Here is a 12531-nt window from a genome sequence, read left to right as displayed (position 1 = left end):
CTCAGATATAGATAGTCAAATGCCTCTAAAGACTCTTTTACAACTTTTAAAAATGCCTCTTTTCCATATTTTTTTAGATAATCATCTGGATCTTTAGCATCTTTATAGGATAAAACTCTAATGTTAAATCCCTCTGATTTTAATATCAGTATAGACCTCTCTGTCGCTTTCTGTCCTGCCTCATCCATATCAAATGATAAAATAACATTGTTTGTATATTTTTTCAACAGCTGTGCTTGCTCCTCTGTTAAAGCAGTTCCTAAGGGCGCTAAAGCCACATCAAAGCCATAGGAATGGGCTGACAGAACGTCCATATATCCTTCCATTAAAATGGAGTAATTTTTCTTTTTGATATTACTACCTTTTTGAATAAAACCATAAAGATTCCGTCCCTTTGTAAAAATAGGGGTCTCTTGAGAGTTAATATATTTAGGAATCTCCTTACTATCCTCTAATGATCTACCTCCAAACGCTATAATTTTACCTGCCACTGAATATATAGGAAAAATTATTCTATTTCTAAATGTGTCATAGATTCCTTTTTCGTTCTCTTTGGCCAATCCTAAAATAAATATCTTTTCCTTTTCAAACCCCTTTGTTATCAGATAGTCATAAAGCCCAGTCCAACCACTTGGTGCATATCCTATCTCATTTTCTTTTATTAACTTTGGGTTTATCTTTCTTTTTGATAGATATTCTAAGGCATTTCTAGCTGTATTTTTAAATATCTCATCTTTGTAATAGTTATGAGCTTCCTCCATAATCTCGTAGTACTCTTTATTTTCATTAACCTTATTATTTCCTACTTTTTTTATTGGAATATTATATTTTTTTGCTAACTCTTCCACTGCTTCAACAAAAGATATTTTTTTATATTCTGAATAGAATTTTATAGGGTTTCCACCAGCACCACATACAAAACATTTACAGATGTTTTTATTGGGGCTCACTACAAATGATGGGTTATTGTCTTGGTGAAATGGACACAGGCCTTTATAGTTGGCTCCTGTTTTTTTTAAATCAACAAACTCTCCTACAACTTCCTCAATATGTAATTGTTGTAACAATAAATCAATATCTTCTGATTTATATTTCATTAATATTCTCCTAATCTCTTAGATTTTTAAGTAAAAAATATTTAAGAGCAAACCGCTCTATCCTAAATTATATTATATTTCTGGTAAATATGCAATTTTTTTTTAAAATAAAAAGAAGGATTTTCAATATCCTTCTTTAAACTTTTTAATTTTCTGTATCTTGAGTACTTAACTCAATCTCTTTCAATGCTTCTTGAGCTTTTGCGTTTACATAATCAGTTTTCACTTGATTTTCAAACTCTTCAAAAGTAGCTTTTTTCTCATCTACTTGAGAGTCTTTTCTATAGATTATAAAATCTTTTTGATCTTTTACAAATCCTACTTCTCCTAACTTAGAGTCATATACAGCCTTAGCTAGTTCCTCATTGTATCCTAGTCCAGGTATGTATCCCTCTTCAGTTATTCCATCTATCTTTTCAGAGAAAACAATATCTTTATCATTTTTTAAATCTTCAAAAGTTATTGTTTTATTACTTAAATCTTTTACTATTTCAGAAACTTGGCTATCTTTTGAGTTTAATGTCTCCTCTGAAGGTTCAGGAGTTATTAGAATATGGCTAGCTGTAACTGTTCCATTTTTCTCATCCTTAGCTTCAACAAAGATTATATGATATCCAAACTGAGTTTTTACAACCTCAGGGTATACCTCTCCTGCAACACCTGCAAATGCCGCATCCTCAAAAGGTTTTACCATATCCCCTTTTTTGAAAGTTCCTAAAGCTCCTCCATTTGGTCCACTTGGTCCATCAGAGTACTCTTTAGCCATCTCTGCAAAGTTCTGATTATTTACTTTTTTTAGTACATCTTCAGCTTTTGCTTTTGCTACCTCTTCATCAGCTTCAGTAGGTTGCACTTTTAAAATTGCTATATTTGCATCTGCACTTTTCAATGTGTCATAGTTTAGTTGATTCTCTTCAAAAAACTCTTTTAAATCATTTTGAGTATAAGTAACATCAGCTTTTAACTTATTGTAAAGTTCTTTTACCGCATTAGCAACTTGAAGGTCTAGTGGTAATGCTGTGTCCACTTTAATCCCTTTAGCTTCCGCTGCTTTTAAAAGTTTTATCTCTGATTCAATTGAAGATTTTGCTAACTCCTTAGCTTGAGCTAAATCACCCTTTGTCATAGCTAATGTATTTAATACTCTCTTAGCATACTCCACATTGTTTACTTTAACTCCATCAAATTCAAACTCCTCTTTCTCTACATAAGGATCTAAACTCTTATCTAAATCTACAAGGTTCATCTTAGCTCTAGCTTCAGACATATCCTCAGCATAAACTTCAGCACCTTTTTGAGCCTTTAAAGCTTGCTCAATCTGAGCCTTTACTTCATCTAATGGTTTTCCTTGGAACATTGTATACTTATAGTCTGAGTAATACTCATCAATCTCTTCAGGAGTAATTTTTACACTTCCAGTTATAGCTTCAGAAACTTTTTGAAGTATCAAACTTTCTTTTATCTCTTTCTCTAAAGTTTTTGTAGTATATCCCTGGCTTAAAAGTGCACTTTTAAACTGCTCTTTATCTGGAAAAGACGCTTTTATCTGATCCATTTGAGCATCTACTTCTGAACTAGAAACTTTAATCTTTAATTTATCAGCCATTTCCAATAGAAGATTTCTATTGATAACCTCATTAAAAGCTATTGTATTCATAAGCTCAGGGTCTATATTAGCCCCTAAATATCTTTTATAATTCTCTGACATGATAGCCATAGATCTATGAGCTTCCATCAGACTAACTTTCTTCCCATTTAACTTAAACGCCAGTTGTGAGTTAGCTGAAGTATTCTTAAATGACATTGCATAACCAGCTATTAAACTTATTAAAAAGAATATTGTTACTACCCAAATTACTGGCTTCATGTTTTTTCTAAACTTCCTAATTGCCATATTTAACCCCTCCGAAAAGTTTTGTAAGATTTAATTACTTTGTATCTAAACCATATTTTCTAATTTTCTCATATAGCGTTGTTCTTCCAATTCCTAAAAGCTTAGAAGTCTCTTGCTTGTTCCATCTTGTCTTTTGTAAAGCCATAGCTATTACAACTTTCTCAACTTCATCCAATGCATAGATCTCTTGCTCTAATATATTTTTTAAAGGTCCTACTCCGATAACTGTTTTATTTTCAACTGTATCAGATTTCATTTTTATCTCTAATGGCAGATCCTCAACGTCGATATTTCTATCGTTACATAGAATAACCATTCTTTCTATCATATTTTTTAACTCTCTGATATTTCCAGGATATGAGTATTCCATAAGGTATTTCATAGCATCTCCAGAGATAACTGGAATCTCTCTTCTTAAATCTTTTACTATTTTGTTTAAGAAGTAGTTTGCTAACATTGGAATATCATCTTTTCTATCTCTTAAAGGTGGAACTTCAATAGGGAATGCTGTCAATCTATGGTATAGATCTTTTCTGAACTTTCCTTTTTCTGTCTCCTCTTTTAAATCTTTATTAGTTGAAACTATAAATCTAACGTCAACTCTTCTTGATTTGTTTCCTCCAACTCTTCTAAACTCTCCATACTCAATAACTCTTAAAACTTTAGATTGAGCTTTTAAATCCATTGCTGAAATCTCATCAAGGAACACAGTTCCTCCATCAGCCTCTTCTAAAATTCCTTTTTTACTTGTTGTAGCTCCTAAAAAAGCTCCTCTCTCATAACCGAAAAGTTCTCTTTCGATTAAATCCTCAGGTAATGAAGCACAAGAGATTGTGATATAGTTCTCTTTTCTTCTGTCACTCTTTTTGAATATCTCTTTAGCTATTAACTCTTTTCCTACTCCATTTTCTCCTGTTATTAAAACAGTTAAATCACTTTCAGCCACTTTTTCAATTAGGTTCTTTACCTCTTTAATTCTAGCTGATTGACCAATTATCTCATTTTCGTCCTCAGTGTCAGAAAGTTTTTCCTCTAATTTTCTTTTCTCTTTTACAATCTCTAAGTTTCTTAAAGCTGGTATCATTATTCTGTTCATCTCTTTAACATCTACTGGCTTTAATAGGTAATTATAGATATCCGCTTCCTTCATCTCTTGGATTAAAGTTTCATTCTCTTCGTCCAATAATCCGATAACTACGAAGTCCTTTCCTATTCCATTTAACTTTCTCTTAGCCTCTGAAAAGTTGAACCAAGTTAAATACTCGTCTAGTAAAACTACATCGAAGTCACTCTCTCTTAACATATCTAAAGCATCTAATAAATTATTAAATGTTATTATTTCATAAACTTCTGATAAAGCTTTTCTTACTTGCTTTAAAGTTTCTTTTCTTTCTGAAACTACTAATATTGATTTTTTCATCATATTCCTCCTACTTTCTATTTTCGATAACAATGTATTATAATTGATATTTTGTTATTTTTCAAGACTTTTTTGAAAAATTCTGTTCTAGTTTATTTCAAAGAGTTTCACTCTAAACATTAGTTCTAATTTTTTCTATTTTTTCCTTTTTAATTCCACTATATTTTATATCTTATGTTATTTTTTTATATAAACTATTTTAACATAGACTTTAAAAACAGATTATAAAACATTTCAATCTCTTTAGAGATATTGATTGTAGCATATTTTTCAACCATTTTTTTATAGCTCTCTTCATCTACAACATCAATTCCTGTCTGTGTTATTAAATATAATAGTAGAGTGGTCAAAGATGAGCTTAACATTGTTCTTATTTTTTCTATTTCACTTCTGTACTCCTCTTTAATATGCTCCTTATTAGTATTTAGAAATTCACTAAATATAATATCTCTTTTCATATACTCATCATATGTTAAGTTTATCTCTCCATTTTCATATATTTTAGCGAATAAAAATAGATTGTATCTGTCATCTTTCAGTGTTAATCTTCTTCTAACAATCATTTTTAATTTTTCTTCAAAAGGGATATCCAAATCTCCTACCTCTTTTAAAAACTCTTTTCTGCTTATTACAGAGTTATCCATTATCTCTAATAGTAGCTCCTCCTTGCTTTTAAAATAGTAGTAAAATCCACCTTTTGCCATTCCTAAAACATTTGCTATATCCTCTATTTTTGTGTTTCTAATTCCATTAGCTGCAAATAAAATAGTTGCAGTCCTCTTTATACGATCTCTTTTCGTCACAATCTCACGTCCTTAGTCTTTTTTAAAATTTAAAAATATTAAATATATCATTAGCTGTTGCAAATATAATTAATCCAAATAACATTAACATTCCAATAGTGTGAACTCTTTCCTCTAGTTTTTTATCAACTTTTATTCCAACCAGTTCTAAAATTACAAATATGATTCTACCACCGTCTAAAGCTGGGAAAGGTAAGAGATTAAAGATTCCCACATTTACAGATAGTATAGCTAATAGCCACAATAAAATTCCAGAACTTCCACTTCTACTTGCATCTCCAACCACTTTTACAATTCCAACAGGACCACTTATATCTTTAGCTTTCACTTTACCTGTTATAAGCATCTTAACTCCACCTAGAGTGTCTTCAAAAACTCCTATAAAAATTTTAAATGATTGCTTAACACCGTCTACTAACCCATATCTCTCAAATTTATACTCTGGAATTATACCCATTATAGGAGCTCTACCCTCCTCTACCTTAGTCAATGGTACTGTCAATGATAAATCCTTTCCATCTCTTTCTACCATAACATCTAGAGTATCTCTATTTTTAGAGTCCTTTGAAATTGTCTCTCCTATTTGAGCCCATGTGGATATCTTTGTTCCATCAATCTCTTTTATAACATCTTTCTCTTTTAAAACAGATGATGCTTTTGCCTCTTTAATTATATTTCCAACTATTGGATTTGTGTTTTGTATAGCTTTTCCACTGGCAAAAGTTATTCCAAATATCACTATTAGAGCCAGCATAAAGTTCATAAAAACTCCTGCAAACAAAACTACAAATCTTGCCATTGGTGGTTTACTATTAAATCCATTTTCAACTTTACTTCCAACTTCCATTCCATCGATATTTACAAATCCACCAACTGGGATAACTCTTATTGAGTATAGAGTCTTTCCATTGTAATAGGAATATAGTTCTGGCCCCATTCCAATTGCAAACTCTGAAACAGGCATTTTAAAAAATCTAGCAGCTAAGAAATGTCCTAACTCATGTATAAAAATTATTAATCCCAGTAATAGTAGTGCTATTATTATATCCATTATTCCTCCTGTTATAAAATTTTGCTCACAATTTCAAAGACCTCATTTGATATTTCATCTATCGTTTTTAGTCTTTCGTTTTCCACACATTTTATCTCTAACCAAGAGTATTTTTTAGATATTTCACATGCGTTTTCGTGAGATTTTTTTAGATATTCAGTATTTTTCTCATGAATATCTTTTACTGCATCACCAGTTATTTTATTCTTTCTTTCAGCCATTAACTTTTGAGCTGTTTCTGTTGGCATATTTAGAAAAATTACCAGATCAGGTCTTGGAATCTCCATTTTATTATACTCTAAATCCTCTAACCAACAAAGATATCTCTCCTTTTCTTCCCTGTCACTTATTTTTGATGCCTGATGAACCATATTTGAAGTTGTGTATCTATCAGTTACAATAATTCCACCTCTATTATAGAAGTTTCCCCAATCTTTTTTATATGAAGCATATCTATCTATTGCGTACATTGCCGAAGCTGGATATGGGTTCACTTTCTCTGCATCTGTTCCAAACTCTCCCGCTAAATACATCTTAACTGGTTCACATGCAGGACTATCATAGTTTGGAAATGATATTTTTTTTATATTTTCAAATTTTTGAGACAACTTTTCAAATAAAAGAGCTGTCTGTGTCTCTTTTCCACTTGAATCTGTTCCCTCTATCACTATAAGTTTTCCTCTTTTAATCTCTTCCATAACTGTCATATACCCACTTTCTTGTTTCATTATCCACTTTTTTTATTATCTCTAAATTATCTGCCTCTTTAGGCTCATGTTGTTTCATAGCTTTTTCTATTATTTCATATATCTGTAAAAATTTTATTTTCCCTTTTAAAAATAGCTCCACTGCTACTTCATTAGCTGAGTTAAACACACATGGCATTGTCTTTCCAACTTTTCCAGCGTAAAATGCTAACTCTACACCTTTAAATACAGTACTATCAACTTGATCAAAAGTTAGCTCTTTCAATCTTTTTAAATCCAATCTCTCTAATTCGCTGCTTGCCTCTCTATTTGGATATGTAAAAGCATATTGAATAGGTAGCTTCATATCAGGAACTCCTATTTGTGCAATGATTGAACTATCTACAAACTCCACCATAGAGTGAATTATACTTTGAGGATGTACTAATACCTCTATATTTTCATAATCTACACCAAATAACATATGCGCTTCAATAACTTCCAATCCTTTATTAACTAAAGTTGATGAGTCTATTGTTATCTTCTTTCCCATTGCCCAGTTTGGATGTTTTAGAGCTTGCTCCACTGTTACATCTTTTAATTCATCCAGTGTTTTTCCTCTAAATGTTCCACCGCTTGCTGTTATAATTAAAGTTTTTACCTCTTTTGAACCACTTCCCTGCATACTCTGAAACAGTGCCGAATGCTCGCTATCCACTGGTATAATCTCAGCTTTTGGATACTCCTTCAAAAGATTATTTATATACTCTCCAGCGGCTACCATAGTCTCCTTATTCGCTAAGGCAACTCTTTTTTGCTTTTTAATTGCTTCCACCGTGGCTTCAATTCCAACAGCTCCACTTATAGCTGTTAAAACAATATCAGCTTCATCTAAAGCTCCCATACTTTTTAAACCATCATCACCAAAATAGATGACTTTTTCTGGATACATTCTTTTTAAAATCTCCGCTTTATCCTCATTACCTATACAGATATACTTTGGATTAAATTTTTCAATCTGCTCTTTTAATAACTCAAAGTTCGAATAACCAGATATTCCCAAAACTTGGAACTCTTCCCTTTTTGCATCTATAACTTTTAGCGCATTTGTTCCAATACTTCCAGTAGATCCCAAAATAGTTATCTTCTTCATTTTCCTCTCCTTAAACTACACGTATTTCTTCTAAAAAAATGGTAGCTTTTTAAGCTACCTTATTTCTAAATAAATTTTAATAAATAATATACAACTGGAACTACAAACAGCATACTATCAAAACGATCAAGTATCCCTCCATGCTCTCCTAATAACTTACCAGAGTCTTTAATTTTAAACTCTCTTTTGAACATAGACTCACCCAGATCACCAATCTGAGCTACAATACTGATTAAAAATCCAAATAATAAAACTATTAAAGTGTTTACTTCAGTTCCAAAAATATTAAAATATCTGTTGATTAAATAGATGGCACCCATTGTGAATACAGTTCCTCCAATAGAGCCTTCTATAGATTTTTTAGGACTTATTGAACTAAATCCTTTTTTAAATATTTTTCTTCCTATTCCCATTCCTACAAAATATGCAAATGAGTCACAAACCCATACCAATATTTGAATTGTTAATAACCATTTTCCACCGTTTGGAAGATAGTTCATCAGTAGTAGATGGGTGAACAATCCCGAAACATAAACTACACCAAGTACCGTTATTCCAATATCTCTACTTGAATTTTCCACTTTATTTTGTAGAACCTTTTTTCCTATTAGTGTTATAACTAATAGAGTAATTGGCATAAAGATCAGCGTAGAATTATCTACATCTGTAAAATATACTATATTGGGTATCGCCAATCCTGCTATATACCCTAAATTTATATCTGGCTTTTTCCCACCTATCTCTGCCATTTTGTAAAACTCAAAAAGTCCTACTAAAATAATAAAATTTACAAATAGTAATAGTAAAAATCCACCTTTTAACAACACCATCATTAAAAGTGGAATTCCTATTAAAGCTACTAATATTCTATTTAACATCTATTTTACTCCTCCAAAACGCCTATCTCTTTTTTGATAACTCTCTATAGCCCTTATTAACTCATCTTTATTAAAATCTGGCCAATAGGTATCTGTCACATATATTTCAGAATAGGCTATCTGCCATAACAAAAAGTTAGAGATTCTCAACTCTCCACTTGTTCTTATTAGTAACTCTGGATCAGGCAGTTGATTATAAAGGTATTTCTCCACAGTTTCCTCTGTTATCTCTTTTTCATTATTTTTAATAATCTCTTTTATAGCATCCACTAACTCGGCTCTTCCACCGTAGTTAAAGGCTATATTCAATGTTATCCCTGTATTTCCTTTTGTTGCCTCTTCAAGCTTTTTAATCTCATTTAAAAGGTCCTCACTAACTCCATCTTTTCTTCCTGAAACTAAAAATCTTACATTATTTTTCATCAATAATTTTTTTTCATTTTTTAAATAAGTTTTGAATAGAAACATCAGTGTATCTACTTCCTCTTTAGCTCTTTTCCAATTTTCAGTTGAAAATGCATAAACTGTTAAATACTTAACACCCAATTCACCACAAGAGGTCAATATCTTTCTTAAAGTATCTGCGCCTGCTTTATGCCCATATGTCCTAGGCATTCCTTTCTTTTTTGCCCAACGACCATTTCCATCCATAATTATAGCTATATGATTTGGTACATCTAATCTCATTCTTTTTCTCCTCTCGATAAATCAATAAATTTTACCATATTTAGAACATTTTTTCCATAAAAAAAATGATCTCTAAGTGAACAAAGGAGGTAGTTTTTATGCTACCTCCTTTTACTTTTCATATAATTTGTTGCTTTTTATGAACTCAACTATCTCTTTTGGTACCATATTATCTATGGAATCACCTTTTGATATTGCTTCTCGCACCCCTGTTGATGAACAGTTTAAAAATGGATTTTTCACTTGCAAAAGATTGGAGTCTTTTATAACTGTTGTATATCCCTCCCGTTGAAGAACAACAACTTTTGCCAATTTTAAAATCTCTTTATATTTTTTCCACTTATGAAAATACGCTCCTGAATCCTCTCCAATAATCTCAAAATACTCATTGTTAGGATACATATCAATAACCTTTAAAAGAGTATCATAAGTGAATGAGACTTCATTCGATTTTACCTCTATATCTAAAACGTCTATTTTAGATTCAGATTTAAAAGCAATTTTACACATCTCTAATCGTAACTCTCCACTTACTAATAAGTTTTCTCTATGTGATGGAATCCCTACAGGTATAATAAGAAGTTTATCTAAATTTAAGTGATCTATAATAAATTTTGCCATATATATGTGTCCATTATGTATGGGATTAAAACTTCCACCGTATATTCCTATCTTCATTTTACCCAATCTCCGCTATAGCTTCTATTAAACACTCCGTTGTAGTACTCTCTAAAATACTCTCTCTAATCTTTTTATCTCTAAATATTCTAGATAGTGATGAAAGTAACTCTAAATATTTTTTGCTTTCCCCTTTAGGTACACCAACTAATATAACTATTCTCACTTTTTCTCCATCTAAAGAGTTAAAATCCACTGGATTCTTTAAAAGTGCAACCGATACAACTATATCTTTTACTACCTCTGTTCTGGCATGAGGAATTGCCACTCCCATACCTATACCTGTTGTTCCTGCTCTCTCTCTTTCTAAAATCTCTTTTAAAAAAATCTCTTTATTAGAGATTAAATCACTATTTTCATCCATATTATTTACTAACTTCTTTAATATTTCATCTTTTGATACAGATTTATTATCTATAATGTTAATCATTTTTACATTAAAATAATTTAACACTTGTTGCCCCCTTTTAAAGCTTTATACTGTTTAAAATTTCGTTTTTAACCTGTTCATTGTCCTTTGTATCTTTCTCTTTTATGGCTTTTAATAAGATACTTCTGTACTTCCTTTCATTTTTATATGAATAGCTATCTAAAACTTTTTTATATGCGACAATCTCCAATATCTCAGGTATATCCGATATCTTATCCTCTGACTCTATAGCAGACTCTAAATCTCTTAAATCATATCTTTGTTTTGTAAAATAACTTATTATAAGATAACCTATCTCATCAATCCAACCCATATTATCCATAATCTCTTTCATAGCCAAAGCCATTAAAGGTTTATTAAAGTTTATATTATCCATCAACGAAAGGTTAAATAGAGTTTTTAAAAACTCCTCTTTATCTTTTAATGCCAGTTCTTTCCCATATTTTTTAGAGAACTCTAGCTCTCCTTTTATAACTAATTTCATAAAGTTCTCTTTTAATTTTTCAATAGGAACATTTGAAAGTCTATCTATTTTTTTCTCTTTAATTCTCTCTATTTTATTGCTTTCCTTTTCCAGAGTCTCATAAAAAACAGTGTCATCTTCACAAAATACCATTGCTGGAATTGTTAAATTCATACTCTTTCTTGTTATTACTCCTTGGCAATCCACTGTTAAATATGCCCTTTTATCAAGAATATCTGCATTTTCTATAACTTTTGCAACTCTTTCTTGTATTCTATTTTTCATCTATTTCACCAAATCCTTTTAAACTATTATCTTCTAACATTGTGAACTCTATTTTAAGAACAAATAAATTCTCTATTTCCAACCCTTTTGGAAGTTTTACTAAATCTTTTTCTGTTGTTATTATAAAATCTGCATCCATAGCTTTAGCTCTTCTCTTTATCGTATCAAAGTCTTTCTCTTTAAAATCATGATGATCCATGAAATCCACTCTTTCAATATACTCTGGATTTAAAGAGATTACTGTCTTTTCAAAGTTAAGTGGGTTTGCAAGTCCAGAAAAAAGAAGAACTCTTTTCCCAGCAACCCAAAATAATGGCTTTGCATTTCCTTTTATATCACATAGAGATGTTACTCCATGCTTTGCAACTGAAACAGGTTTTTTAAATTTTACTTTTAAAAACCTTTTCAATGTCTCTAAATCACTTTCAGATATTAAATCTGATTTTGTAATTATAAATTCACTTGCTCTCTCTCCACCTTTTTGAAAATCCTCTCTAAGAGTTCCTTTAGGCAGTAATGCTCCCCAACCAAATGGGTTTGTCGCATCTATTAACACAATATCTCTATCTCTTTTTAATTTTCTATGTTGAAATCCATCATCTAATATTATAGTATCTACATTAAACTTCTCTACTGCTAATTTACATGCTTCATATCTATCTCTTCCAACTATCACTGGTACCTTTAGATTTAAAGCATGGATATATGGTTCATCTCCACTCTCTTTTGAAGTTACCAATATTTTTTTCCCATCACTCACTATTAATGGATCAATCTTTCTCTTTCCTCTATATCCTCTTGATACTATAGCAACTTTTCTTCCCATTTTTAAAAGCTTTTTTGCAAAGAATTGAACTGCTGGAGTTTTTCCAGTACCTCCAACAGTTATATTTCCTATGCATAAAATATCAACATCTGGTATCTCATTTATTTTAAGATACCTTTTATCGTAAAGCCAATTTCGTATTGAGGTTATTAAAAAATATATATACGATAAAAATCTCAT

13 protein-coding genes are annotated in these 12531 nt (G+C 30.9%); all 13 read right to left on the bottom strand.

The annotated features are described in order from the left end of the window. Positions 1-1097, bottom strand: a 1097-nt coding sequence (dnaG, locus tag ACMOUI_RS01815) for a DNA primase (protein WP_418964040.1), incomplete at its 3' end; no start/stop codon positions are given. A gap of 145 nt (positions 1098-1242) precedes the next feature. Beyond that, a complete protein-coding gene (locus ACMOUI_RS01810; RefSeq protein WP_418964039.1) occupies positions 1243-2991 on the bottom strand; it encodes a peptidylprolyl isomerase in 1749 nt (582 codons plus the stop codon). 34 nt (positions 2992-3025) lie between these two features. Next, a complete protein-coding gene (locus ACMOUI_RS01805; RefSeq protein WP_418964038.1) occupies positions 3026-4411 on the bottom strand; it encodes a sigma 54-interacting transcriptional regulator in 1386 nt (461 codons plus the stop codon). A gap of 194 nt (positions 4412-4605) precedes the next feature. Next, positions 4606-5214: a TetR/AcrR family transcriptional regulator gene (locus ACMOUI_RS01800; RefSeq protein WP_418964037.1), complete on the bottom strand. Its 609-nt coding sequence runs from the start codon at positions 5212-5214 to the stop codon at positions 4606-4608. A 22-nt stretch (positions 5215-5236) separates the two neighbouring features. Next, positions 5237-6265 (bottom strand): M50 family metallopeptidase, encoded by a 1029-nt coding sequence (locus ACMOUI_RS01795; RefSeq protein ID WP_418964036.1) that lies wholly within the window; start codon positions 6263-6265, stop codon positions 5237-5239. A gap of 11 nt (positions 6266-6276) precedes the next feature. Beyond that, on the bottom strand, positions 6277-6993 hold the full coding sequence (locus tag ACMOUI_RS01790) for a dTMP kinase (RefSeq protein ID WP_418964035.1): 717 nt from the start codon (positions 6991-6993) through the stop codon (positions 6277-6279). Further along, on the bottom strand, positions 6950-8104 hold the full coding sequence (gene dxr / locus ACMOUI_RS01785) for a 1-deoxy-D-xylulose-5-phosphate reductoisomerase (protein ID WP_418964034.1): 1155 nt from the start codon (positions 8102-8104) through the stop codon (positions 6950-6952). Before dxr ends, ACMOUI_RS01790 begins: the two co-directional genes overlap by 44 nt. 65 nt (positions 8105-8169) lie before the next feature. Continuing rightward, positions 8170-8982 (bottom strand): phosphatidate cytidylyltransferase, encoded by an 813-nt coding sequence (locus ACMOUI_RS01780; RefSeq protein ID WP_418964033.1) that lies wholly within the window; start codon positions 8980-8982, stop codon positions 8170-8172. After that, on the bottom strand, positions 8983-9669 hold the full coding sequence (locus ACMOUI_RS01775; RefSeq protein ID WP_418964032.1) for an isoprenyl transferase: 687 nt from the start codon (positions 9667-9669) through the stop codon (positions 8983-8985). It lies immediately after the preceding gene. A 111-nt stretch (positions 9670-9780) separates the two neighbouring features. Further along, positions 9781-10347 (bottom strand): nicotinate-nucleotide adenylyltransferase, encoded by a 567-nt coding sequence (gene nadD / locus ACMOUI_RS01770; RefSeq protein WP_418964031.1) that lies wholly within the window; start codon positions 10345-10347, stop codon positions 9781-9783. A gap of 1 nt (position 10348) precedes the next feature. Then, positions 10349-10801 (bottom strand): PTS sugar transporter subunit IIA, encoded by a 453-nt coding sequence (locus tag ACMOUI_RS01765; protein ID WP_418964030.1) that lies wholly within the window; start codon positions 10799-10801, stop codon positions 10349-10351. A gap of 13 nt (positions 10802-10814) precedes the next feature. Beyond that, on the bottom strand, positions 10815-11525 hold the full coding sequence (locus ACMOUI_RS01760; RefSeq protein ID WP_418964029.1) for a hypothetical protein: 711 nt from the start codon (positions 11523-11525) through the stop codon (positions 10815-10817). Beyond that, complete coding sequence (lpxK, locus tag ACMOUI_RS01755; protein ID WP_418964028.1) at positions 11515-12531, bottom strand: tetraacyldisaccharide 4'-kinase; 1017 nt, start codon at positions 12529-12531, stop codon at positions 11515-11517. Before lpxK ends, ACMOUI_RS01760 begins: the two co-directional genes overlap by 11 nt.

This window comes from Cetobacterium sp. (assembly GCF_048470075.1).
Lineage (GTDB): Bacteria > Fusobacteriota > Fusobacteriia > Fusobacteriales > Fusobacteriaceae > Cetobacterium_A.
This window is presented reverse-complemented; position numbering and strand designations above follow the sequence as displayed.

Bases quoted from the DNA above. Each gene is read 5' to 3' on its own strand.
- ACMOUI_RS01810 (WP_418964039.1), bottom strand. From the start codon at position 2,991: ATGGCAATTAGGAAGTTTAGAAAAAACATGAAGCCAGTAATTTGGGTA.
- ACMOUI_RS01805 (WP_418964038.1), bottom strand. From the start codon at position 4,411: ATGAAAAAATCAATATTAGTAGTTTCAGAAAGAAAAGAAACTTTAAAG.
- ACMOUI_RS01795 (WP_418964036.1), bottom strand. From the start codon at position 6,265: ATGGATATAATAATAGCACTACTATTACTGGGATTAATAATTTTTATA.
- ACMOUI_RS01790 (WP_418964035.1), bottom strand. From the start codon at position 6,993: ATGAAACAAGAAAGTGGGTATATGACAGTTATGGAAGAGATTAAAAGA.
- dxr (WP_418964034.1), bottom strand. From the start codon at position 8,104: ATGAAGAAGATAACTATTTTGGGATCTACTGGAAGTATTGGAACAAAT.
- ACMOUI_RS01780 (WP_418964033.1), bottom strand. From the start codon at position 8,982: ATGTTAAATAGAATATTAGTAGCTTTAATAGGAATTCCACTTTTAATG.
- ACMOUI_RS01775 (WP_418964032.1), bottom strand. From the start codon at position 9,669: ATGAGATTAGATGTACCAAATCATATAGCTATAATTATGGATGGAAAT.
- nadD (WP_418964031.1), bottom strand. From the start codon at position 10,347: ATGAAGATAGGAATATACGGTGGAAGTTTTAATCCCATACATAATGGA.
- ACMOUI_RS01760 (WP_418964029.1), bottom strand. From the start codon at position 11,525: ATGAAAAATAGAATACAAGAAAGAGTTGCAAAAGTTATAGAAAATGCA.
- lpxK (WP_418964028.1), bottom strand. From the start codon at position 12,531: ATGAGATTTTTATCGTATATATATTTTTTAATAACCTCAATACGAAAT.